Consider the following 24,702-nt stretch of genomic DNA (forward strand, 5'->3'; position numbering starts at 1 on the left):
ACAATTTACATATTTCCGGGTAAAATACACTTAAGTCATCTGATTTTTACAGGGAATGAGGGGCCTCCTTCTAAAAGAAGTTAAAAACAAATAAGAAAATCGTAATTGCGAGGAATGAAGCCCAGCCCGACCTATAGAGTAGCTCTTCATTGTTTGGGATTGCTTTGCCCACCACAATGAAACTATCATAAGTTATTGATTATCAGGTATTTTTTTAATCTATTTTATAACATGGGCGTTGCCTGCGGCCCGGGCTATCCGCTACAAGTCCTCGCCTTGCCTGCGCACAAACCTAACCCGCGCTGTGGGCTTTACGCTTCTATCCCTAACGCAGCCCCTGCGCGCCCCCCCCTAAAATATGGTTTATACATCATTACATTTTTCGATCTGTTTTTAAATACCTTCCGATGCTAAGCTCCATTATATCACATACCCTTAGGTTGATTTAATGGTTTAACTGCCCAGTTATTTCCCGGTTGATCGTTCAGATATATTTCGAGCTTACCGCCGTTGCTGATATCCCTATAACGGATAAAATTATTGGGCATCATTTTACCATTCAATTTTACCGAGCGGATATACATTGATTTGAGGCCCGGTTTATGACAGATGATCTCAAACTTTTTGCCGTTTTGAAGCATGATCGTAATTCTATCAAATAAAGGTGAACACAACAGGTACTCGCCCGAAACCGGGTTTACCGGGTAAAAACCCATAGCAGCGAACAAATACCAGGCCGACATTTGGCCGGCATCATCATTTCCTCCCAAACCACCCGGACCATCACTGTATTCCGCAGCCAGGATCTTGCGTACAGCGGCTTGCGTTTTCCATGGCGATGGTGTGTAATTATACATAAAAGGGATCTGGTGCCCCGGCTCATTGCCATGCCAGTATTCACCTTTTTCAAACAGGCTATCTAACGACTGTTCCAGTTTCTTCGTTCCACCCATCAACTTTGCCAAGCCGGGGACATCCTGCGGTACATAAAAGGTGTATTGACGTGCGGTACCTTCTGTAATATAAGTCGCCTTTTTATCAGGATCAAAGGGAGATACCCACGTGCCATCAGCATGTTTACCGCGAACAAAGCCACTTGCAGCATCAAATACATTGGCATAATATTTTGCCCGTTTGGTGAGTGCGGTATAATCGGCAGATTTTTTTAAAGCTTTTGCAAATTGCGCCAGCGCGTAATCATCATAAGCATACTCCATTGTACGGCTCACCTGTTCCATTTTATGAAAGGCATCGCGTACGCTATCTTCTAACGGGATGTATTGATATTTCAAATAACTATCCAACGCCCTGCGGCCTTTGCCTTCTACATAATCGGCGCGATTGGCGGGTAGTTCAAAAGCGTTATGCCTTAAAATTTGGTAAGCTTCTTCAGCGTCAAGATCAGTGATCCCCTTTAAATATGCCGAACTGATTACAGAAGCCGTATGATCGCCGATCATTTCGGATGTATAGCTGTTCCAGCAGGGGAATACAGGCATCCACCCACCTTGTTTACCTTTTAGGATCAGTGATTTTGCCAGGTTATTGATCAAAGTTGGGTTCAGGATCTCAAACAGCGGCAACTGTGCCCGGTAAATATCCCACATCGAAAAATCATCATAATAATTGCCGCCTGATAACTTTTCAATTTGATAATCACCGGCAAACCGCGGGTATCTGCCATCAACATCATTAAAAAGGCGCGGATGCTGCATGGCATGGTAAAACGATGTATAAAAGATCCGTTTATCCTGCTCATTTTTAGTTGAAATGTTGATTTGCCCTAAGGCTTTTTCCCATTTTACCCTGCTGCTTTCTACAATCCTGTCAAAATCAAATCCCGGCATCTCGGCCTGCAGGTTTTTACGGGCACCATCCAGGCTGGTAAATGAAGTGCCAATCCTGATAGTTAGCTTTTCGCCTTTATTGAGCTTAAATCCGGCATAAATCCCTGTACCTGCATCGTTTTTGATGCTATCCGCAGTAAATACTTTATCGCCTGCAAAAGTGCCCGTTTTACTTAAACTCCGTTCAAACCTGATCACAAAGAAACCGCTGAAACCCGCGCTTTTCCCCCAGCCCTGGTAAATACGGTGAGCAGGATTATAGCCTGAGATTTCGCCCTTTCGTTTATCCACTTTTACAAAACCTTCATGATAATCGCTATTGGCTTTGATCAATAAATAAAGACTGTCAGCCTGCTGCATGGTAAACTGCATCATGCCGCAACGCTCCGTAGAGGTTACCGCGGCACTCACTTTATATTGGTTAAGATTGACGCTATAAACGTGAGGAGACGACAGTTCATCAACATGTTTAAATGCTGCACTATAATGAGCTGTTTTTAGCTTGCCTGTGATGGGCATGATGGTAAAGCTGCCATAGTCCTGTGTGCATGACCCGCTTAGCCAGTGCGAACCACGGAGGCCGTTGAACAGGCTGTCTTTATAATAGTATGGAGGTACGCACTTGGTTTCGCCGCTCTCGGTTTCGGGTGTCCATTGTGTCATGGCAAAGGGGGCAGTAACCGCGGGAATGGTATTGGCAAACCGTGTATCAGCCGCCTGTCCATGTTTTAGTGCCGAAGCTGTAGTGGCAATAGCTGTACCGGCCATGGGCTGTACATATTTAACCAGGTTTTGGGCAAAAACCGGCCACGGAAATAACAAGAAAATGATATAAATAAACCGGTTTGCAATTTTGGAGATGAAGTTCATTTTCGGACAGCGTATTAACAAAAAAATTTCAGCAAAATACAGCAATCATTGCTAATTGTTACATGCACGAGTAAAATAATGATGTATAAACACCTGGCTATACTGATAACCGTAAGGATTAGTTGTTACTCCCTTCCAACCAGCACTGACACTTCCGACTATTTCAGATAATGGCAAATCTGGCGGGGAATATGTCTAACTGAAGTCACCATTTGTCCGGTTCATGCATCAACCACTTCCATAATCCTGGTGCCGGTGTACTTTTGTTATGCCCGATGATGAGGAAAGCATCTGAAGGCGAATTATTAATCAAACTAATCCGAAAAACATGAACAACGAAACAACATTCAGCCGTCGCCGCTTTCTTGGCATCTCCGCATTAACAGTTGCAGCAGCAGAGTTAGGCGGTCTCGGTTTACTTAAAGCCGAAACCAAACAGGCAGATTCACGGGCGCGGCAAAACAATACTCTTTTTTCTACAGCTTCTTTCGACTCGATCAAACAGATAAATGCAGGCCTGCTTAATATTGGCTACGCAGAAAGCGGCCCGGCAAACGGACAGCCTGTTATCCTGCTTCACGGATGGCCATATGATATACATAGCTATGTTGAAGTATCAGCCATACTTGCCAAAACCGGCTACCGGGTTATTGTACCTCATTTGCGCGGCCATGGCACAACGCAATTCCTTTCGGCGCAAACTTTCAGGAACGGACAGCAGGCAGCAATAGCTACTGATGTTATCGCACTAATGGATGCCCTGAAAATAGACCGTGCAATTATCGGCGGGTTTGACTGGGGCGCTCGTACAGCAAATATCGTGGCGGCATTATGGCCTGAACGCTGCAAAGCAATGGTTTCGGTAAGCGGCTACCTGATAGGCAGCCAGGAAGCAAATAAAAAACCATTACCGCCCAAAGCAGAACTATCATGGTGGTACCAGTTTTATTTTAGTACCGAACGCGGCCAAATGGGCTACGAGGCAAACAGGCGCGATTTTAACAGGCTCATCTGGGAAACAGCATCACCCAACTGGAAATTTGACGACGCTACTTTCGCCCAAACCGCCCCGTCTTTTGACAATCCCGACCATGTTGCTATCGTGATCCATAATTATCGCTGGCGCCTGGGCCTTGCCCAAGGTGAGGCAAAATATGATGACATGGAAAGAAAATTAGCAACCGCACCTCCTATCACCGTACCTTCTGTAACTCTTGAAGGCGATGCCAATGGCGCTCCTCATCCTAAGCCTGCTGATTATGCCGCGCGCTTTAAAGGTAAATATGCACATCATACTATTAACGGAGGCATAGGCCATAATTTGCCCCAGGAAGCCCCTAAAGCTTTTGCTGACGCCATTATAGAGGCCGAAGCTTTGCCAGATAAATAACCCCTCTTTTTAAATAACACGGTAACCAGGAAAGGAAATGTTAAAATGCATTTCCTTTCCTGGTTTTTTGTTTACTTAAAAGCAGGTGCTCACACCTGTCTGTCTTTCTAAAACCCTTTTGCACCTCTGGTGCAATCATCGTTGAGCTCTATCATTAAAATCTGTTACCGGCAATCAAATCCTACAAAGGGCAAGGCTGCAGAAATAGCCCCCTTCAATGCCTGAAGCCCGCCAGGCGGCAACTCAAATTGATTCCTTGAAACTGATCGTTTTATTTATAAGCTAATTAAATCTTCGAGAATCTATTATAGGACAGCAGACAATATAAACGCATTTGCGTCATGTAAACCGCTATGGGTTTGACCTGCGCTTGCTATACTATATATTTTACCAGACTGGCTTTATCAATTGGTTTTACGGGCTACCTTAAATCTGCGGAACAACCTGGTGGAACTCGTAGCAGTATCCAATACCATCATGGCAAAGATTGCATACCGCTCTTCAACAGGAAAAGGGCAGCCGTTAAAACGGTCGCCCCTTTCCATCTTTTTAGTAAATGAATTAAAATAAGATCACCTTATTTTTTTTCAGAACCATTTTTTGCAGCAGTTTCAATTACACGGGCCACAGCGGCAGCCTGCGATATAAATATAACGTGACTGCCTTTAACCTCTGTAACTACAGCACCGGCACGTTTATACATTGTACGTTCCAGTTCGGGGTTGATGGCTTTGTCCATGGTGGCCACAATGCCATAAGTTGGTTTGGTTTTCCAGGCGGCCTGTGTTAATGGGGCTACAAAGCTTGAGCCAACAATCGGCTGTTGTGAATCAAACATAAAATCTGCTTTCGCTTCAGTCAAATCAGCTGCAAAACATTCGTGAAAGAGCGCTTTATCAAAATATACCAAGCCATTTTTATCGGAAGGCAGGATACCATTTTTGGCAAGTGCCGGGCCCGACTGGTAAACATCCAGGGTCGACTGGCCAACTTCCGGCGCAAAAGCCGCAACATACACCAAACTTGCTACTTTGGGCGATACGCCGGCTTCGGTAATTACCGAACCGCCCCAAGAATGCCCTACCAGCACCGCGGGGCCGTCCTGTTTTTCCAGGGCACGATTGGTTGCGGCAACGTCATCATTGAGCGAAGTAAGCGGGTTTTGCACAAGAGTTACGTTGTATCCATCCTTTTTTAATATTTTATATACGCCTTCCCATCCCGATGCATCGGCAAAAGCGCCGTGTACTATAACAATGTTCTTTACAGCAGGTGTAGTTTGAGCCAAGCTGTTTTTTGGGCTGAAAGTAGACAAAAAGACTGCGGCAGCAGCTATTGTTAGTTTGGTAATGTTGATTTGAGTTTTCATTTTGTTAAGTATTTATTGATTTACTCCCAAAAATATCTTTCAACTTGCCGCATACCGCGCTCAAGTGCCTTAACCCGACAAAGAAGTGCCTGAACCGGACATTTCAAACATTGAAAAAATTAAGGTTAGGCATTGCATGTTAATCCATTTAACTGCAGCATAAAACCCGTCTTTCCGCCACAATCGCGTTTAGTTTATACGCCCGTCACCGTGACCGCAGCAATTATTATCTGAGGAACAAAAAAACTTTTTGGCAGGCTTTAATTAACGTATTGAAACAGTTTGCATCAATGACATATGGAAGTTGGGGCCCGGATTGTCCGGCCGGCAGCTCGGTTTGTCTGCTTCATCCCAAAAGTGGTTAGATATCCGTTGATTTTGCTACAATTTTGAGCCATCAAACAACTCAAAACTACATATCATGACAGCAAAAACAGTAAAAACAATCTATTGGATAGGAACAGCAATGACTTCATTATGGTTTGCAGCAAGCGGATTTGGCGAGCTGACCAAAAACCAGTTTGTGTGGGATATCACCTTAAAACTGGGCTATCCTCCGCACTTTATTTATATTCTTGGTGTCGCTAAACTATCGGGAGTAGCAGTTCTTTTAACACCTAACAGATTGCTTAGATTAAAAGAATGGGTATTTGCAGGTATTTTCTTCGATATTATATTTGCTTTTTTGTCTAAAATCGCTGTACTCGGTTTTCCCGCCACCATAGATGCCATTGTTGCATTTATCATGGTAACAGTAACCTACCTGATGTTCCGTAAACTTTATCCGGCTACATACGCAGCCCCTGCCGTTGTATAAAATGCTAAGTTGCAGCAGGCCGGTTCATAATACATCGGTTATTTCAGGCTTTAAGCAATCCCAAAAGAGGCTATCCCACAGGTGGCCTCTTTTGTATAATATTACCTTGCCGCATAATTATCCGGCAGGGGCAGGTGCTCTGCCGGTCGCTTAATCTTCAAGAACAGGGGCATCCTTTATTTTTTCTAATACAGAGGCCGGTAAATACGGTCTGCCGCCTGTTGCCGGCACACAGGTGCCCGTAAATACAGCTTTGGTCATTACCTTATTGTTGCATATTATAGATTGTTTAAAGTGCAGCTTGGGCAAGCCCCCTTTATCAGTATACAAGGTGCAGGTAACTTTAAATTCATCGCCCTTTTTCAGTGATCTGAGAAAGCTGATGCTATAGTTTGAAAGTACCATGTAAATGCCGTTTTTAGCTTCGGTTTCAAAATCAAACCCCAATATTTCCCTGATATAATCATGCCTGCAATATTCCATATAAAACGGATAATATAAACCATCCATGATCTCCTGTACATCTATATGCTCATCTTTGGCAATATAGGTTTTTGAGTATTCCATAATAATTAACCTTTTTGTTGGATTGCAAAGCTATTGAACCTTTTGGTTTCAGGAAATGAGAGATCTGAATTTTAATGGATCAGTCCGGGCTGTATCAAATAAAAAGCCCCTCTTGTTTGTAAGGCTTTGCTCCTGAGGCTGGGCTCGAACCAGCGACCCTCTGACTGTTAGGCTTAATGTCATTGAAAACAGGTAATTCAATTCCGCGCTCTTATCGGAGATCAATGATTCCAATCCCATAACCGCATTAGCGATGCGTTGCACTATTGATATAATAGCTAACGAGGCACTGATACAAAACATCAATTACAAAAAGTTAATATTTCCATAACAGCTTTTTTGGGTGGTTATAGATGTAAATTAATTATGACGATCCGGACATCACTCCGGGAATGTCCGAGTCGGACACAAAAAAATAAAAGAAATAATTAGATTTTGATAGTTGAGAACTAAATAAAATCTGAGTGTAACAAAATATGATGGGTAAAAATAATAGAATACCTAAGCCTTAATTTAAATATACAATGCCCGACTAATTCAATTAATTAATAATGTTGAGGATTTAGGCTTTAAAAAAAACGTGTCGCTATCTACCTTGTTAAAAACATTAAGATATAAAATCCATATTTTTAAACATGACTTTTGAATTTACGGTGCAGGCAGGTTTTAATTTTGTCAAAAGCTTTGGCAACCATTTTAATATTCCCGTTTTCAAGAATGAACTGAAAATTCCGCCGCATATGGGCGAAGGTCACATTAAGGCGATTGATGTAGCACCCGGCTTTAAGTTCGTATTGCATCATTATACTTTGAAAGAGGAATTTCATTTAAAGCGTAAGTCCCCCGCTGAAGTCAGTGATTTGATCTCCATTGTATTCAACAGTAATGAGCTACCTGCAGGATCTGCTATTGACCGGGAAACGGCGGTAGAATTTTTAAAGAAGAATGGGTCGTCAATCCAAATCGCCTCCACCGCTATATCCACCGAAACTATTTTTCCCGCCAATGTCGAGGTCTATTTTGGTGTCATCGGCATCAAGAGGCAATTGCTTTCCGACATCCTGCGGGTAGACCAGGTTAATGGTCCTTTGGAAACTATTTTAAATAGCGATAATCTATTCTTCTATCATGAAAAGATGTACCCGGATGTGGCGAGGGTTTTGAAGCTTGTTTCGGAGATCAACGAACAAAATAAATTGAGCGAGCTGTTTTATAGTAACAAGGCGCATGAGATGATCTACCTGTTGTTTGATAAACTGCTGGAAAGGGACAGCGACAAACAAAGTCCTGTTAACAAAGCTGATATAGATAAATTATACCTGATCAGGACTGCTGTACTGGCTGACTTGGGTCAGCCACCTCATTTAAGCGAACTTGCAGCCAATGCCGGCCTGAGCGAAACAAAAATGAAGCATTTGTTTAAGCAGACCTTTGGCGATACTATTTATAACTTTTACCAGAATGAAAGGATGCAGGAAGCCGGCTTTTTATTAAAACATGCGGGTTACTCCGTTTCTGAGGCTGGTTACCGGCTTGGGTTTTCGAACCTCAGCCACTTCTCACGGCTTTTCGAAAAACACTTTGGAACCACCCCCAAAAAATACACGCTTGTCGGATAGGACTATTTTTCGGGCTTGAGGCGCTATTTTAACCGTCATATCCTGCGGACATTTGACCTATCAAATAAAACAAACGATATGAAAAAGTTACTGAAGCCCTATACCAGCCAGGCACTGAATTTAAAGAATCATTTAGTGATGGCACCCATGACCCGCAGCCGTGCTATTGACAACCTGCCTAACGCGCTTATGGCCGAATATTACAGCCAGCGCCGCGGGGCCGGACTGATCATTACCGAAGGGACTGCTCCGGCACCCGAAGGCCTTGGTTATGCCCGTATCCCCGGCATATTCTCCAATGAACAAATTGAAGGCTGGAAATTAACCACCGGTGCCGTACACCAAAACGATACAAAAATATTTGTGCAGCTGATGCATACAGGTCGTATCGGCCACCAGGCTAATCTGCCGGAAGGTGCGCATGTGATTGGTGTGTCTGCTATTCCGGCAGCGGGGCAAATGTATACCGATAACGCAGGTATGCAGGATTATCCTGTGCCTGTAGTATTATCAACACAAGGGGTAAAAGAGGTGATTGGCCAGTATGTCACCGCCGCAAAAAATGCAATAGCTGCGGGTTTTGACGGCGTGGAACTGCATGCTGCAAATGGCTACCTGATCGAACAATTCCTTAACCCTAACGTTAATGACCGTACCGATGTTTATGGCGGAAGTATTGAAAACAGGTCCAGATTTGCTATTGAAGTTGCACAACAAGTAGCAGAAGCGATAGGTAAAGAAAAAACAGGTGTAAGAATTTCGCCTAACTCTACCCTTGGCGACCTGCAGGCCTATGACGCAGACACAACCGAGGAAACATACATTTATTTAAGCCGGGAGTTTAACCGGATTGGCCTGGCCTATATCCACATCAGTCTCAGCCCGCAGGTTCCAGCACAAACCTTAAACGCCATCCGTACCGAATTCGAAGGAACGCTCATTTACTGCAATACCTTTACTGCCGAAGGGGCTGAAGCCGAACTGGATAAAGGAGATGCAGACCTGATCGCATTTGGTAGGGGATTCCTGGCCAATCCCGATCTGGAACAGCGAATCATCCATGGCTCAGAACTGAATGCCCCTGACTTTACCACCCTTTACACACCGGGCGCTAAAGGCTATACAGATTATCCGGTATTATTTAATTAATTCAATAAGAGATCAAAAATGAAAAAGATAGTTTATCATAAATTCGGCAACGCCGATGTGTTGGAAATGACCGATACAGTTATTCCAGAGGTCAGTGAAACAACAATCCTGATCAAGGTCAAAGCAGTCTCCATCAATCCCTTGGACTGGAAGATAAGAAACGGCGAAATGAAATTAATGTCAGGCAGCAAATTTCCAAGAGGCACCGGTATCGATTTTTCAGGTATAGTTGAGGCAACCGGTAGTTCCATTAAAAACTATAAAGAAGGAGACGAAGTATACGGCCTGCTTGATGTTTTTAAAGGGGCGGCTTTAGCTGAATATATTATTGCAGAGGAAAAAGATATTGCAACTAAACCCATGGGAATTTCTTTTGAGCAGGCGGCCGCCGCGCCGGTGGTAGGCTCTGCGGCGATCCAGCTGTTCGATACCTTAGTCAATATTCAAACCGGCTCGGAGGTGCTGATCAATGGTGCTTCCGGAGGAATAGGCATGTTCGCCATACAGATTGCCAAAACGAAAGGAGCCACCATTACAGCCGTTGTAAGTGATGGTGGCTTAAAGGCAGCAAAAGATTGGGGCAGTGATTTTGTAATTAACTACCGCAAGGAAGATGTTCTTAAAGCCGGAAAGCTTTACGATGTGGTGATCGATCTGTCTAATCAAATGTCTTATAGTGTTGCAAAAAAGATTATGAAGACTTCTTCTGTCTATGTGCATACTGCTCCGGGGCCAAAAGAGATCGTCTCCGCTTTTTTCATCAGTCTTTTTTCACCCCAAAAATATAAGGTCCTCATGCTTAAACCTTCGCAGCTATATTTAAAAGACCTTAAAAGATATATAGAAGCGGGACTTTCTGTCTTAGTCAGCAAGGCTTATTCCTTTGATTCATTTAAAACTGCTTACGCTGAGGCTCCTAAAGCGCACATCGTCGGAAAATCAGTAATCAGGGTTAATTGAAAAAAGTCAAACCGATAGGGGATGATCACTGAAATAAAAGGTCATAATTACCGGCAAAATAGCGATTCCGACAAGCCATTTTTTTCACTACCCAGCGACTATCGAAAAAGTATTCAAATTTTATGCAAATAAAAAAAACCCAACTCGCCAGAGTTGGGTTAAGTCATTGATTTTATGGCTCCTGAGGCTGGGCTCGAACCAGCGACCCTCTGATTAACAGTCAGATGCTCTAACCGGCTGAGCTACTCAGGAGTGTTGTCCGGTTGGGGATTGCAAAAGTATAATTTTCATTGATATTTTGCAATTTTATTCAACTTGTTATATTCTGCTGTTTCAGGGTTACGTGGTACTTGTATTCTTCCCTGCCCATTTTATAAGTTTTTTAACCAGATCGTCCAATTTAAATGGTTTGCTTATATAATCGTCCATACCTGCATCTATACAAATTTGCAGATCGGATTGGAGGGCATTGGCCGTCATCGCTATAATAAAAGGCCGTTCAGGAAAACGTTTCTTTATTATTCGCGTGGCTTCCAGGCCATCCATTTTGGGCATTTGTACATCCATTAAAATAACATCGAATGTTTTTTTATTAACCAAATCCAATACCTCCAGGCCGTCTGCTGCCAAAGCGGCTTCATATCCTAACTTACTCAATATCTTCATGATCAGCTTTTGGTTCATCTGGTTATCTTCGGCAACCAAAATCCTCAATGGGTAGCTTTCCGAAAAATTATCAGGCAGTTTATGATTTGCAGTATCGCTGTGCAGCGGCTCATGAGTGGCAGAATTTACATGCTTGCCAAGTTCCTTTATAATGTGCTTGTATAAGTTATGCTGTTTTGCAGGTTTGGTTAGTATAGAACAAAACAAACCGGGGTTATCTTTATGGAAAACATAGCTGATGGAGCTCAACAGCATTATAGGTAATTCGGGGTATTTGGCCCGTATTAAGGTTGCCAGTTCAATCCCATCCATAAAGGGCATTTGCATATCGGTAATAACAAGCTTAAAATCATGCTGCTGCTGCGCCAGGATCTCAAGAGCCTGTTCGCCTGATTTGGCTACTACCGGGCTTAGTTGCCACTGCTCCAGTTGAGCCTTTAAAATTCTGCAATTGGTATCATTATCATCAACAACCAAAATTTCGCTCTTTTCAAAACCCTGCATGGTATGGTTTATTTGTACAGGGTCCTGTAGTAAACTTTTTTGCGAGTGAATAGAAAACCTGAACGTACTTCCTTTGTCAACTTCACTTTCTACACTGATTTTGCCGCCCATTAATTTTACAAGTTGTTCACTGATAACCAGGCCAAGACCTGTACCTCCGTATTGCCGGGTGGTTGATGAGTCAACCTGCGAAAATGCTTTAAATAGCCGGTGCAGCTTATCGGCAGAAATACCAATGCCGGTATCTTTTATCTCAAAGCCTAATTCGATGTGGTTATCATCCGATATGCTGAGCAAATGCACGGCTACATAAATTTCACCCTTTTTGGTAAACTTAATAGCGTTACTGATTAAATTGATCAGGATCTGGCGAAGCCTTAAACTATCGCCAATAATTTGCGCCGGTACATCATAGTCAATCTGGTAAACCAGGTCCAGCTTCAGGTGGGCGGCTTTTAGGGCAAAAACATCAAAAACCTCTTCAATACAGGTGCGCAGGCTAAAATCCTTTTCCTCCAGCTCCATATTGCCCGATTCTATTTTCGAAAAATCTAAAATATCGTTAATCACCGCCAGCAGGTCTTCGCCGCAGGTTTGTATAGACTCGGCAAAGGTGCGCTGTTCCTCATCCAAAAGAGTTTCGGCCAGTAATGAAGCCATTCCGATTACCCCATTCATAGGTGTGCGGATCTCATGGCTCATCGTAGCCAAAAATATGCTTTTAGCCTTGTTAGCCTCCTCGGCCTCGAGGGCTAATTTTTTTTCAACTTCTATGGCACGGGCCAGCTGCCCGGTACGTTCTTTTACCTGGCGCTCAAGCTCGGCCTTTTGCTTTAATATAGTACGTGTGCGGATAAGATAAAATGCCGGGCCGCTGATTATAAAAATTAATGCTACAACTAATTTAAACCACCAGGTAAGCCAAAAAGGAGGCTGAATGTTGATGATGATAAATGTGCCTTTGTTATTCCATTTGCAATCATTATTTGATGCCTTAACCCTGAATGTATAACTACCCGGATCAAGGTTGGTATAAGTGGCCGTTCTTTTATTGCCAACATAATTCCAATCTTTATCAAACCCTTCCAGCTTGTAGGCATATTGGTTTTTTTCGGGAATGGTATAATTCAGGGCCGCAAACTCAAATGTAAGTACCGATTGTTTGTACGATAGGTTTATGGAGTCCGTTACGCTGATATCTTTTTGAAGCGGGGAGTTTTTAGCCCCGGCGTTTACCTCCTTATTGAAAATCTGCAGCCCGGTAATATAAACAGGAGGGACAAAGTCATTATCTTTTAAACTATCGGGATAAAAAGTACTGAAGCCGTTTACGCCGCCAAAAAACATTTCCCCGTCGGCAGTTTGAAAACACGAATGGCCTTTAAATTCATCTCCCTGCAACCCGTCAGAAATGTCATAGTTTCTGATGGCTTTTGTTTTGGGATTAAACCGCGAGATCCCCTTGTTGGTGCTTAACCAGAGGTTACCTTTGCGGTCTTTCAAAATCGCATAGATCACGTTATTAGGCAAACCCTCTCTTTCGGTGTATATAGTAAATGTTTGGTTATGCTTGTTAAACAGGTTAAGGCCGCCGCCGTTGGTGCCTATCCATATATCACCTTTATCGGTTTCGATAATCGACTCGACAGTGTTGTTTGATAAGCTGTGTTTATCCCTCTCATCGTGCCCGTAGTGCGTAAAGCGGCCTGTTTTAGGGTTAAATACATTCAACCCGTTATCATCAGTGCCTATCCACATATTGCCCTGTTTATCCTGAAACACCGATGTAACAATATCACTGCTTATGCTGTTGTTATCTTCCGGGTTGTTCCTGTACCGTGTAAAGAGACCGGTTTTTACGTTATAGTGGTTAAGGCCCCCTTTCCAGGTCCCTAACCATATATTGCCGTCACGGTCTTTATACATATTGTTGATATCTGAAAGAGAGAGGCTATGCGGATTATTTGCCTGGGGCATGTGATGTGTAAAGGCTCCCTTTTTTTTATCAAACAAGTCAAACCCGCCAATGTGATAACCAATACCAATAACATCTTTATTTATTGGTACTATAGCCATTACATAATTATTACTTATGGTGTTGCTGTTATTATCACTATGCAGGTAATGAACGAAGGTCTTTTTCTTGCGATTAAATAAATTAAGGCCGCCCCCATCGGTGCCTATCCAAATATTTTCGTCACTATCATCACCGGAGATGGCCAGCACGTTGTTGTTGCTCAAACTATTCGGGTTGTTGGGGTTTTGACTGTAGGAACTGAATTTATCGCCAAAGCCAGGCAAAAAATCAACACCGCCCGAATAAGTGCCTATCCAGGTATTCCCCGTATCATCTTTATATAAACAATAAACCGAGTTACTGCTCAGGCTGTGATGGTCGTTTGCATCAAATTTGTAGCAAGTAAATTTATTGGCCGGATAATCGAGCACACTTATGCCGCCATTTTCGGTCCCTATCCAGAGCTTCCCGTCGCCGTTTTCGAGTATCGAAAGAATATCGTTATGGCAAATACTGTTGCTGTTATTAGGATCGTGTTTGAAATTTATAAACGAATTATTTTTATTGTTATATAATGCCAGGCCTCCTCCATGTGTACCTGCCCAAATATTGCCTTTGCTATCTTTGTATACCGCCTTTACCCAGCTGGCGCCGATGCTGTTTTGGTTTGCAGGATCATGAACATAACCAATAAACTTACCGTTTTGCGGATTAAAGTGGTAAAGCCCATCGTCGGTACCTACCCATAACCAGCCATTATTATCCTCAGTAACCTGGTAAATGAAATCGTTAGCTATACTGTTTGTGCCATTTGCGGCATGTGTGAATCTTTTAAATGAACCATTTGCAGCATTAAACAGATATAAACCCTTGCTGGTGCCCAACCACATCCTTTTTTTACTATCCAAAAAAACAGACTGTACAGCAAAAGTTAAATGATTGGGATAGTGGATAAATGTATTTGAGGCCCGGTCAAATCTGTCAAGCCCGCTTTCGGTTCCAATCCATAAATTATGATAACTGTCTTCCGTTATAGCTAATACATAGTTATCGATGATGGTTGTTTTATTATTCTGGTCGTGCTTATAATGCGTAAACTTATAACCGTCGTACTTATTAAGGCCATCTTCGGTGCCAAACCACATAAAACCACGGCTATCTTTAATAATGGTTATTACATGGCTCTGTGACAGGCCTTCATTTGTACTAAGCTGTTTAAATTTAAGGGCGGGTGTTTGCGAATAGGATAATCCGGGAAAAAGCAGGTATAAACACCAGATAAAAAGCAATATTGGCCTCATTATTATTTTGCTGGTAGTTTTATCGTATTTCTAATCGGTTGATGTTATAAGCCAAAACAAGCATTGAAGCGGCTAAATAAATGCTCTTATCTTGCGGAACTTATTAATTTGGTTTCAGAAATTCAGTCTTAATAAGTTCTATTGGGTAAGAATTTATTTGACCAAACCGCCTTTAACGTTCATGATAATTCCGGGTTACCAGGAGCTTGTTTTAAGTTAGTCCTGCTTGCCAGTGATACGGTATTTACGGGAAATAGTTTCGTATAACGTGTTATTTTCGCCCAATTAACGGCTGTTGTTAACTCAGAAGAAATATTAACGAGCCTGGCTTTCGTTTACAACCTACCGGTCAGAATCAGGCAGCTGTTTAATCTCTATATTCCTGAAATCAACCGGCTGTCCTTCACTTTGTAAAGCGATAAAGCCGCTGCTTAGTAATTTGCCATCCTGCTTATACTTCGGATCGTAGCCATGTGCCACGCCGCCGCCAATGGTAGGCCTTGAATATTGCAGTACGGTATCGCCGTTGATAATATGGGTAATTAATTTGTTGCCCTGAACAATCAGTTCGCCTTTTACCCACTGGTCACCGTCATAGGTTTTTGAAGTAGAGTTGATACAATGATCGGGCGAAACCTTTCCTTTATAAACAACATCAGTGCCGGGTGAGCACATATTCCCTGTTGGCCTTGGTTTCCCGTCGCCCAGGCCGCCTAATAACTGCATTTCTATCGATATCGGCCAATCCTGGTCCTTTAGCATAGTTCGGGGATCCTGTGAATGAAACATGACGCCGCTGTTAAGGAGCGTGTAGTCTGGCGCGCCTTTTTGCTGTTTACCAACAAAGCGGTATTCAAACCGCAGGTGATAGTAAGAGAACGGCGTTTTGTAATACAAATGACCAAACTGATCGTTGAAATCGCCGTACTGATCATAGCTAACTCTGATCATGCCGTCTTCTACCCGAAAGGTATTGCCATAATTTTCGCCAACCAGGTGGTGATTGATCTTTACAAACCAATCGTTAATGTCGGTCCCGTTAAACAGCTTCGTCCAGCCCTTGTCGGCATTGCCGGCGTCAGCCAGCTTTTTCGGCCCGGCGCAGCCCAATATGAGGAGGCAGGAAAACATAAAAATGCGTGTTATTTTCATAGGTGGTAAGGTATTATGCTTTTTATAGATAAATTGAATGCTTTTGTTCACTAACACTTTGCTAACTCGCATTTCGAAAGTTCGCTCAATATTAATTTGCTGATCCCGCCTTACAGGAAGTTTTATCTCCTGTGCTACGAATTTAAGAAATTCAGGCCATGTTTTAATGCTTTAATGCTTTGCCTGTCAAGGTACGCTGAGGTCGCTTTTGTTCAAGATCTCTTTTTAACCAAGTTTTTTTCGCAGCCAGCTACGAACCGGCTCATCATACCATTTCAAAGTAATATACGCCAGGAAAATTGCACCAATCAAAATAACTAAGGCATAAGGCCAGGCCTGTACTATGGTTACGCCTTTATGATTGCTGATCCATGCCACGTAAAAATAAACCAACGGATAATGCACCAGGTAAAGAGGATAGGATATATCGCCGAGAAACCTGCATACCCTGCTCTCCGTTTGGGTATGGACCTTACCGCCGGCGCCAAGATAAACGATAAGCGGAAAAATGATAATAATGCAAACGGACTCGTAGATCCCGTTCATCCAAAGATGGGCAGCACCGCCGATGCGCGGCATATACAATATTATTGCTATTAAAACACTGCAGCATAAAAATGCGTGCCTGATGCGGGCGGGTTTCGCAACACGCGAAAGCAACAGGCCGGCAAAGAATGGATATATGGTGCGGGTAATGCCAACGCGCACCTGTTCCACGTTAAATGTCCAGCCGCCACTGACATCTCCATTGGTGATAGCCAGGTGCGCAAGTGCTACAGCTGCAACGCATACTAAAACCGACAATGTAGTTTTTGAAAATTTCCTTATCCAAACCGCATAAAGAATGTTGGCGATGTATTCAAAGAACAATGACCATCCTACGCTGTTAAGAGGATGCATTTCCTGCCAGCCGCGAATATCCATAGACAGCGGTACCGGCAGGATGGTATAACCGATCAGCATTACCAGCAGCATCTTCCAAATTGGTACAGTATGAATGAGCGGCCACAGCGTAGAATCTGTAAAATAAAAACCTATGGCACCCAATGTCATCCCGAGAATTACCATAGGCTGAAGTCGCTCGATACGGCGTTTAAAAAAACTGCCGATTGTCATTTTATGCCAGCGGTCGTCATAAGCATAGCCGATAACAAAACCTGATAGCAGGAAAAAGAAATCGACAGCCAGGTACCCGTGGTTAACTATGATATCCAGATGACCGCTCCCCAATGGTTCGGTTAGGTGAAAGGTAACTACGATAATGGCTGCAACACCGCGTAAGCCATCCAGTATCGGGTAATGCGGTTTGGTGATCAGTTTATTATTGTCCATGTATAAGATTAGAATTGGTAGATATCTGGCCGCATGCTAAAGCAGGCGTTGCCGATGTTCAGCGGGTATTTTTTTTCCTGTGCATGTACAGGCCGGTGTGACCAATGACTTAAGTCGGTTAGATTGGTTCATGAACAGTATATAATTGAAGTCTTATTCAGATCGTAAAAATAAGTGAAAGTGATGCCGGGATATCTTCATATCGTGTCAAAATAGACGCATATCGTCTCATTTTCGCATGTTTTGTGGATCATCGCCTGCAAAGTGATCTGCAGAATATCAGATATAAAAAAAGCCTCACAGACATGTGAGGCTTTTGCTCCTGAGGCTGGGCTCGAACCAGCGACCCTCTGATTAACAGTCTATGGGAGGTGCTTTTCGATGCTTTGTTTTATATTTAAAAAACTATATATCAATTATTTACAAAAAAACCATTTTGCGCTATTTTGCTGTTTTTTGCCGTTTTTTGCTCATTTGTGTGAGAAATGTGTGAGAAAAAAAACGCCATTTTATGGGAAATTTCGCTAAATTCGCATGTTTCAAAAAAAGTGTGTGAGAAAAAGGGCATTTTACCTAACTTTGATAGAAATGGCAGTAAAAGTTAACTTATGTTTAGATGAACGGAAGGTTGAAACCGGGAAAAAAGCACCGGTAAAAATCAGGTTATATATCTCCCGTACCGATATTAGGCACTACCATACCGACATACACCTGACGGCTCAACAGTTCCAACAATCCTATCTAACCGAAAAACCTAAGAAAGCATTTCAGGAGATTAAAATAACTTTAGATGCCATAGAAGCAAAGGCGAATAGAATTATTACTAAAATGGATGGCTTGTTTATCCTTGATAAATTTGAACGGGAAATGTTTCGCTCTCAAGCCGCCACTACAGACGTGTGCGCCTACTATCAGGACTATATAGATGAACTGATGAGAAATGGCCGTGCAGGTACGGCCTCGAATTACCGATTAAGCCTAAAGTCTCTATTGGAGTTTGCGGGTAAGGATAATAGGCCAGCCTCTACCCTTTCATTTTCCCGGGTTACAGTTGATTTTTTGAACAGGTATGAGAACTGGATGGTAGCCGCCGACAAATCCAAAACTACTGTAGGTATATACTTACGGCCATTACGAGCTATCTTCAATAAAGCTATGGAAGAAGGCAACATAGCGGCTGAACTTTATCCTTTCAAAAAATACAAGATCCCTACAGGCCAAAACATAAAGAAGGCATTAAGTAAAGAGGAATTAAAAAAATTATATACTGCTCCAGTTGAGCCAGGCAGCCCGAAAGAAAAAGCAAGGGACTTTTGGTTCTTCAGCTATCAATGTAATGGCATGAATTTCCGGGATATTGCAGAATTGAGGTATAAAAACATTAACAAAAAGTCTATTTCCTTTTTGCGACACAAAACGCTTCATACCACAAAAGACAAGCCGAAGCCCATTATTATTCCTTTAACAGAAACGATTAAAGAAGTAATAGAACGCTACGGTACCCGTCCTTTTTTACCCGACAATTATGTATTTCCAATTTTAACTAAAAAAATGGATGAGGCGGAGAAGTTAAGGGTAAACCAAAACTTTATTCGGTTTGTCAACCAGCATATTCAAAAACTGGCGAAGGACTTGGAATTGGATGCCGATATATCTACCTATTACGCACGGCATTCTTTTACAACGGCTGCTATTCGTAATGGTGCTAAAATGGAGTTGATACAGGAAAGTTTAGGCCATCGCAGCTTGAATACCACGCAAAACTACTGGGCTGGTTTTGAGGATAATGTAAAGCAGGAAATCGCTGATAAGCTGATGGATTTTAGATAGCCCCCCGCGCAGTGCGGTTTTTATTTTTCATCCGCATAAGTCCCTTAGTCGGGGAATGAACCCACCATGCTATATTTAACGCTTAAACAACCAACAGCGCGAGCCGGGTAAATAGTCAAGGCCGGGCCACCGCTGAAAAGAAAAACACATTGGCCCGCTTCCATGGCCTTTACTTTTCATCCCGGCGGTGGGCTATATTCGCGGATGTGGTGAATATGGAATTTGCTATGCAACAGCCCTGCCACCATTTGCTGCCTGCACAAACAAATGATTAAATACATTTTTGCACTTAAGATCGTAAACCATTTTATCGTAGCTATCGGGCAGGTTTTTATCCAGTATATCTTGAATCACAGACTTTACTTGTAGCTGTGTTTGATAATCCTTGTGCCAATCCTGTAAGAGTACTGTTGGCTTCTCGTCATATAGCCTGGTTAGAAGGTGCTTGGCGGCAAGTTTCACCTTCTGCTCTTCATCCTTAGTCAAGTTTTCCTTTTTCAAGAGATCAAAAATTTCAAGCTCACTTTCTGATAAGCCTTCTTTAGTTGCCCTTAACTCTTCAGCTTTAAGCTGCTCAACAAAGTCCATCAAATCATTAAAGTAGTCTTCCGTTAAGGCGCCTCCTGAATTATACCGGTCAATAATTTGTTGGAGTTTTTGGGCAAAGCCTATTCGGGTAATGTTCATCGACATCATCATTTCTAGCTTTTTCGAAATAAAGTCACGGAGGTCGGCAATCTCGATGTGCTTATAGACAGCATCTTTAAACTGTTCTTTAAGTTTATTTATATCTAATTTACTTAAGTCAATCTGTTTCCAAGCTTTGATTCCGTAGGTAGATTCAGGCTCAGCTACCGCATTTTTAATATTTTTGAATTCTTCATTAGCAACAATGCTCTCATCAAGTAATTGTCCAATCCTTCTTTTTGCATTATCTAAATTACCACGTTCGACTTTTCCATCTACTACAAGACGTAAATAGGTTACGACAGCAACTAATGGGAAGTCCTTTCTTTTGCCTAATATCTCTGGACGACAAGCATCATACAATGCCTCAATGGTATTATTGTAGACGACAAATTGCTTTTTACGATCATCATTAGCTACAATAATATCTGCATACTCATCAAACTTAGCTAACTGACCAAACACTTGATTAGAGTCTACTATATCTTTTAAATCGACTCCAATGCTTAAACAAAACTGGGTACACTGATCAATGGCATCCTGTAGTAATACGTACAATTGATCTTTTTCTTGCACCGGGGCATCCTCTTCAGGTTTGTCGTCATTAAAGCCGCCTCCATAAGAAGCAAATGCTTTTCTAAGATTTTTAAATACATTATAGTAATCAACGATTAGTCCGTTCTTTTTAGGCTTGTCGTTTATTAAATAGTCTGTAACGCGGTTAGCCCTGGCAATTGTTTGCATCAAGGCATGATCCTTCATAGGCTTATCAATGTACAAGGTAGAAACAGTTGGCGCGTCAAAACCGGTAAGCCACATACTACATACAAACACAAGTTGCAGTGAGCTTTCAGGTTGTTTGAAATTCCATTCCAAATCAAAACCATTGTCATCAACCGCGTTCATGCGCTTACGATGTGCTGTAATGTCTAAGCCGTTTCTCTCAAACTTCTCTTCTTCGCCCGCTTCCTCGCTCACAATAACGGCCATATCTGTTTTGCGCATCCAATCGAGAATTCGCCTTAGCGCTGCTTTCTCATTTTGATCAGTGGCGGAGGAGTTGATCTGTGTAAGCAGCGAGCGCTTTTCTTCTTCCCATAACCGTTTTACTTTGTCATACATCTTCACCGCGGTAAACTTATCGAGTGTAATCACCATACCTTTACCAAGATAGCCTCGACGTGGAAAGTGATATACGATATCTTTAGCTATTGTTTCTAGCCTGTCATCACTCTTTAATATGGACAATTCTTGTCCAAACTCTTGTTCAAGTCGCAGTTGTTCGGCATCAGTTAAATTTTCCTCGCTCACAATGTCTGCCAAATCCTGATCTAAGTCGTCGTTTTGTAGTAGTACTTCGGGCACACGTTTGTGGTAAAATAATGGAACAGTTGATCCATCGTCTACGCTTTGTTTAAAGTTGTACTCAGAAACGGTGTCTCCGAACCAATTGTTAGTAAGCGTTTTACTACCTAATAAAGGCGTACCTGTAAACGCCATATATTGAGCGTTAGGTAAGCCGGTACGCATATTTTCGGCCAGATCTTTATACTGGGTGCGATGTGCTTCGTCTACGATAACTATAATATCATTACGAGTGCTTAAAATGGGATAAACCTTCCCCTTAGCATACCTAAATTTTTGAATGAGCGTGAATATATAACGGCGGTTGGTTTGCAATAATTCCCTTAATTCTTCACTATTTTTAGGACGACATTTATCCGTTTTCTTTATTGCTCCAGCGTCTAAAAAGTTCTTGTATATCTGACCGTCCAGATCGTCACGGTCCGTTACTATCAGAAATGTGTAATTGCCTGTAAACTTTCTGAAGACTTTGCGGGTAAAGAATATCATACTGAAACTTTTGCCGCTGCCCTGGGTGTGCCAGAAAACACCCAGCTTGCCCTTATTTTCTACATCAGTATTATTCTGATCATGTTGCAAACGGGTAGCAAAATTATTAGTGGCATTGTTTACGCCTAAAAACTGGTGGTTTTTAGCGGCAATTTTATAGCTGTCTTTATAGTAAATCAAAAAGTTTTCAAAGTAGTCCAGCAGACGCTTTTTGTGGCATAAGCCCAATACAGCATAATCCAGGCTGACGCCGTAACGTTCAATTCTTTCTTTGTCTGGGGTGTCCTTTTCGTCATTAACCCGTAGCCAGTTAAAGAAATGGCCGTAGCCAGATGTAGCACTACCGACTTTGGTTTCCAGTCCGTTGCTTAAAATGCAAAGCGCGTTATAATTAAACATTAGTGGAATATCCTTGCGGTAATTAGTTAAATTATCTTCATAGGCGTTGCGTACGGCCACTATGCTGTTTTTTAACTCAATAAATATAAGTGGAAGGCCGTTCACAAAAAGTATTAGATCAGGGCGTCGTCGTATATATTGCCCCTGTAGCCAAAGCTGCGAAACGATCAGATAATCATTTTGCGTTTCATCAACCAAGTCGATAACTTTAATGGTAATAGGTTCTTCACGGCCCTGATCATTTTTAACGTTCAGCCGAATGCCATCGCGCATCAGGTAGTAAAGTTCCTGATTCGCTTGGAAAGGACTGAGGTCAGCCCGTGTTTTGGTTAATTGTTCAACGGCAAAATCAATGGCGTGCGCAGGTGCATCAGAATTACATTTTATGAGCTGTTGCTTTAGGATTGATTCAATAACAACTTCTGTTTCCATTGAACGACCCGTTATATCTTCAATGAAGCAGTTTAGATGCCTGTACCCAAGCTGATTAACGAACACATCAATAATGGCCTTTTCTATTTGATCTTCAGAAATAAAATTAGTGATGTAAGTTTTTGCCATTGATTGAGGTTGCTTATTGTTCAGTAATTAAGGCCGTAAACAAGTAGTTTGCGCAACGATTGTGTCGATCCACTGCTGTTGTTTCGCTTCGCTGAAAAAACGAGCAGGGGTTTCCAGTTTACAAAATCTGATGCTTCTTTCACGGCAATAGTTGGCAATCAAAGTAATTTGCGCCCGCATATTAGGTATGCCATTAAAGGTTTTTCGGGTAAAATAAATAGCCTTTAAGTTGGGCAGACCGTTTATCAGCCGAATGATATCTTTCCACTCGCTTACACGACCATCAATAAAATCATCATCCACGTTACCTTGCATGCCTTCGGGAATGTCAAGGCTATGAACAATGTCTGCAAAGTCTATTTTATAAGTTTCCATGAACTGCTTTTTGCTTAACAACGGTTCATCCTTAAGTGATGGCAAATTCCAGCACATAGGCAATAAGCGCCATAAGAAATTGCGCTGACGGCCATAAAAGAAATCTGGACCGGCAGCGATATCTGGGTTAAAGGTACCTAACATCAAGATTTCGGTTCTCGGGCTGGCCTGATGATCTCTAAACTTATGTAATATTATAGGCATTGTACCTCCTCGGCTATTTTAAGTTTTAATTTGCCGCTAATTAGACGAGGCAATAACCGGTCACGAATCTCGTTGAGTTGAGTGTTTTTTTGCAGTAGGTTTTCAATCTGTTTGAATATTGGGTTTACAATAATGTGAAATCGATTAAGGATATCTTTTTTAGGCAATAGAATATTTATTTTTTTAAATGTCCCCTTAGTAATTTCGAGAAAAGTTGACCCACTGGCAAGTAATTCAAACGTCTCTTTATTTGAAACAATCCAGTGGTATAAAAAAGTATAAGGTATCCTATCATTGGGTAAACAGGTAATAAAACCTTGATTTGTACATCCCGCAGACGAGTTAATCCCAACAGCACCTATTGTTGCCCTGCTCGTCATCATTATAGAGTATGGGGGAAACAGCTTTGCTGAACTTCCTTTCAATCCCTTTTCTGAAATAGTGCTTTTAGATCTTTCTAAAAAAATGCCGTTAGAACTGGTAATATCTGTTGGGGTAAACCAGTTGACAGTTCCGTTCCAATACTCTTCTTTATCCGTTGAAGGAGTGCCTCCACCGACAACGTCAAAAGCTTGAGAAACCTTTTTTATCTCCCAGCCATCAGGTATACCTTTCTCGAACTTTGTTGATTTATAACCAGGAAATCGCATTCTCACAAACCATTCTTTGTAAAGTTCCCGTGCTGTTTTTTCAAGGGATTGTATGCGTTGGTTGTTGACTTCGATTAAGTTATCATAAAAACGTAAAATAGATGCTATACTTTCCTGTGCTGTTTTATCTGGATAATTGAGCGGAATTGACCGAATCATTTCTAAACTTAAAAAACCTTGTGCAGAGCCTCCTTTTATTGCGTCCACATAATTTTGTACTGCATCAGTTTTCAGATAATAGTATAAAAAATGTGAATCAACTTCTTCGTCAGGTCTTATAATAGCTACGCTACTTGAAATTCCGAATTTGTCATTTTCAGTAACTAAGTAAGGAGCGCCAATTGAACCTATAATACTTAATATTAAATCTCCTGGCATTGGTTTAGTCAATGCTTTCGAAGATGCCTTAAAGTACTTCTGATAGTCAAATTCTGATATATAATTTACCGACGTTAAATCTATTCCTTCTTGCTTGAAATTTTTTGAGGACAAGTATGGAATACCTTCAGTGACTCTTTTAATGCTAATATGTGCACCATCACCGACTAAGCATTTGTTACCGAGCTTTTCTTGTGACTGCAT

At 42.0% G+C, this 24,702-nt stretch carries 16 protein-coding genes and 1 tRNA gene; 6 read left to right on the plus strand and 11 right to left on the minus strand.

Annotated features, from left to right (window positions below):
• Positions 1-425: 425 nt before the first annotated feature.
• Positions 426-2,717: a GH92 family glycosyl hydrolase gene (locus tag ACEN82_RS19590; protein ID WP_413322025.1), complete on the minus strand. Its 2,292-nt coding sequence runs from the start codon at positions 2,715-2,717 to the stop codon at positions 426-428.
• 328 nt (positions 2,718-3,045) lie between these two features.
• On the opposite strand from ACEN82_RS19590, the gene ACEN82_RS19595 reads away from it, so the two are divergent.
• On the plus strand, positions 3,046-4,107 hold the full coding sequence (locus tag ACEN82_RS19595) for an alpha/beta fold hydrolase (protein WP_413322024.1): 1,062 nt from the start codon (positions 3,046-3,048) through the stop codon (positions 4,105-4,107).
• Between the two features lie 404 nt (positions 4,108-4,511).
• Here the strand turns inward: ACEN82_RS19595 and ACEN82_RS19600 are convergent, their stop codons facing one another.
• Both ACEN82_RS19600 and ACEN82_RS19605 read right to left on the minus strand, forming a co-directional pair.
• On the minus strand, positions 4,512-4,652 hold the full coding sequence (locus tag ACEN82_RS19600; RefSeq protein ID WP_413322023.1) for a hypothetical protein: 141 nt from the start codon (positions 4,650-4,652) through the stop codon (positions 4,512-4,514).
• 32 nt (positions 4,653-4,684) lie between these two features.
• A complete protein-coding gene (locus ACEN82_RS19605) occupies positions 4,685-5,476 on the minus strand; it encodes an alpha/beta hydrolase (RefSeq protein ID WP_413322022.1) in 792 nt (263 codons plus the stop codon).
• 421 nt (positions 5,477-5,897) lie between these two features.
• Between ACEN82_RS19605 and ACEN82_RS19610 the strand changes: the two genes are divergently transcribed.
• The gene (locus ACEN82_RS19610) at positions 5,898-6,293 is read left to right on the plus strand and encodes a DoxX family protein (protein ID WP_413322021.1); all 396 of its coding nucleotides are present in this window, start codon (positions 5,898-5,900) and stop codon (positions 6,291-6,293) included.
• 150 nt (positions 6,294-6,443) lie between these two features.
• Here the strand turns inward: ACEN82_RS19610 and ACEN82_RS19615 are convergent, their stop codons facing one another.
• On the minus strand, positions 6,444-6,860 hold the full coding sequence (locus ACEN82_RS19615; protein ID WP_112657540.1) for an acyl-CoA thioesterase: 417 nt from the start codon (positions 6,858-6,860) through the stop codon (positions 6,444-6,446).
• 635 nt (positions 6,861-7,495) lie between these two features.
• Between ACEN82_RS19615 and ACEN82_RS19620 the strand changes: the two genes are divergently transcribed.
• The 3 genes from ACEN82_RS19620 (at position 7,496) to ACEN82_RS19630 (ending at position 10,588) form a co-directional block, all read left to right on the plus strand.
• Complete coding sequence (locus tag ACEN82_RS19620; protein ID WP_090534044.1) at positions 7,496-8,479, plus strand: helix-turn-helix transcriptional regulator; 984 nt, start codon at positions 7,496-7,498, stop codon at positions 8,477-8,479.
• Positions 8,480-8,557: 78 nt separating this feature from the next.
• On the plus strand, positions 8,558-9,628 hold the full coding sequence (locus tag ACEN82_RS19625) for an alkene reductase (protein ID WP_413322020.1): 1,071 nt from the start codon (positions 8,558-8,560) through the stop codon (positions 9,626-9,628).
• An 18-nt stretch (positions 9,629-9,646) separates the two neighbouring features.
• Positions 9,647-10,588, plus strand: a complete 942-nt coding sequence (locus tag ACEN82_RS19630) for an NAD(P)-dependent alcohol dehydrogenase (RefSeq protein WP_413322019.1) — start codon at positions 9,647-9,649, stop codon at positions 10,586-10,588.
• A 175-nt stretch (positions 10,589-10,763) separates the two neighbouring features.
• Here ACEN82_RS19630 and ACEN82_RS19635 read toward each other — a convergent pair.
• From ACEN82_RS19635 to ACEN82_RS19650, 4 genes are all read right to left on the minus strand, one after another.
• Positions 10,764-10,840: transfer RNA gene (locus tag ACEN82_RS19635), tRNA-Asn, on the minus strand.
• Positions 10,841-10,927: 87 nt separating this feature from the next.
• Positions 10,928-15,076, minus strand: coding sequence for a hybrid sensor histidine kinase/response regulator (locus ACEN82_RS19640; protein WP_413322018.1), 4,149 nt, complete (start codon positions 15,074-15,076; stop codon positions 10,928-10,930).
• A gap of 342 nt (positions 15,077-15,418) precedes the next feature.
• Complete coding sequence (locus tag ACEN82_RS19645) at positions 15,419-16,228, minus strand: 3-keto-disaccharide hydrolase (protein WP_413322017.1); 810 nt, start codon at positions 16,226-16,228, stop codon at positions 15,419-15,421.
• Between the two features lie 225 nt (positions 16,229-16,453).
• Complete coding sequence (locus ACEN82_RS19650; RefSeq protein WP_413322016.1) at positions 16,454-17,560, minus strand: acyltransferase family protein; 1,107 nt, start codon at positions 17,558-17,560, stop codon at positions 16,454-16,456.
• Positions 17,561-18,148: 588 nt separating this feature from the next.
• On the opposite strand from ACEN82_RS19650, the gene ACEN82_RS19655 reads away from it, so the two are divergent.
• Complete coding sequence (locus ACEN82_RS19655) at positions 18,149-19,390, plus strand: tyrosine-type recombinase/integrase (protein WP_413322015.1); 1,242 nt, start codon at positions 18,149-18,151, stop codon at positions 19,388-19,390.
• Between the two features lie 225 nt (positions 19,391-19,615).
• On the opposite strand, the gene ACEN82_RS19660 is transcribed toward ACEN82_RS19655, so the two are convergent.
• From ACEN82_RS19660 to ACEN82_RS19670, 3 genes are read right to left on the minus strand one after another with little or no spacing between them, the layout of a single operon-like run.
• Positions 19,616-22,891, minus strand: a complete 3,276-nt coding sequence (locus tag ACEN82_RS19660) for a type I restriction endonuclease subunit R (protein ID WP_413322014.1) — start codon at positions 22,889-22,891, stop codon at positions 19,616-19,618.
• A 27-nt stretch (positions 22,892-22,918) separates the two neighbouring features.
• Positions 22,919-23,470, minus strand: a complete 552-nt coding sequence (locus ACEN82_RS19665; RefSeq protein WP_413322013.1) for a uracil-DNA glycosylase family protein — start codon at positions 23,468-23,470, stop codon at positions 22,919-22,921.
• Entirely contained in the window at positions 23,461-24,702 is a 1,242-nt protein-coding gene (locus tag ACEN82_RS19670; RefSeq protein ID WP_432329360.1) for a restriction endonuclease subunit S, read from the minus strand. Before ACEN82_RS19670 ends, ACEN82_RS19665 begins: the two co-directional genes overlap by 10 nt.

The organism is Mucilaginibacter sp. Mucisp73, assembly GCF_059491465.1.

Coding starts and splice junctions, on each gene's coding strand:
- ACEN82_RS19605 (WP_413322022.1), bottom strand. CDS start 5,476: ATGAAAACTCAAATCAACATTACCAAACTAACAATAGCTGCTGCCGCA.
- ACEN82_RS19660 (WP_413322014.1), bottom strand. CDS start 22,891: ATGGCAAAAACTTACATCACTAATTTTATTTCTGAAGATCAAATAGAA.
- ACEN82_RS19655 (WP_413322015.1), top strand. CDS start 18,149: ATGGCAGTAAAAGTTAACTTATGTTTAGATGAACGGAAGGTTGAAACC.
- ACEN82_RS19650 (WP_413322016.1), bottom strand. CDS start 17,560: ATGGACAATAATAAACTGATCACCAAACCGCATTACCCGATACTGGAT.
- ACEN82_RS19630 (WP_413322019.1), top strand. CDS start 9,647: ATGAAAAAGATAGTTTATCATAAATTCGGCAACGCCGATGTGTTGGAA.
- ACEN82_RS19625 (WP_413322020.1), top strand. CDS start 8,558: ATGAAAAAGTTACTGAAGCCCTATACCAGCCAGGCACTGAATTTAAAG.
- ACEN82_RS19620 (WP_090534044.1), top strand. CDS start 7,496: ATGACTTTTGAATTTACGGTGCAGGCAGGTTTTAATTTTGTCAAAAGC.
- ACEN82_RS19665 (WP_413322013.1), bottom strand. CDS start 23,470: ATGCCTATAATATTACATAAGTTTAGAGATCATCAGGCCAGCCCGAGA.
- ACEN82_RS19640 (WP_413322018.1), bottom strand. CDS start 15,076: ATGAGGCCAATATTGCTTTTTATCTGGTGTTTATACCTGCTTTTTCCC.
- ACEN82_RS19595 (WP_413322024.1), top strand. CDS start 3,046: ATGAACAACGAAACAACATTCAGCCGTCGCCGCTTTCTTGGCATCTCC.
- ACEN82_RS19600 (WP_413322023.1), bottom strand. CDS start 4,652: ATGGAAAGGGGCGACCGTTTTAACGGCTGCCCTTTTCCTGTTGAAGAG.
- ACEN82_RS19590 (WP_413322025.1), bottom strand. CDS start 2,717: ATGAACTTCATCTCCAAAATTGCAAACCGGTTTATTTATATCATTTTC.
- ACEN82_RS19645 (WP_413322017.1), bottom strand. CDS start 16,228: ATGAAAATAACACGCATTTTTATGTTTTCCTGCCTCCTCATATTGGGC.
- ACEN82_RS19615 (WP_112657540.1), bottom strand. CDS start 6,860: ATGGAATACTCAAAAACCTATATTGCCAAAGATGAGCATATAGATGTA.
- ACEN82_RS19670 (WP_432329360.1), bottom strand. CDS start 24,702: ATGCAGTCACAAGAAAAGCTCGGTAACAAATGCTTAGTCGGTGATGGT.
- ACEN82_RS19610 (WP_413322021.1), top strand. CDS start 5,898: ATGACAGCAAAAACAGTAAAAACAATCTATTGGATAGGAACAGCAATG.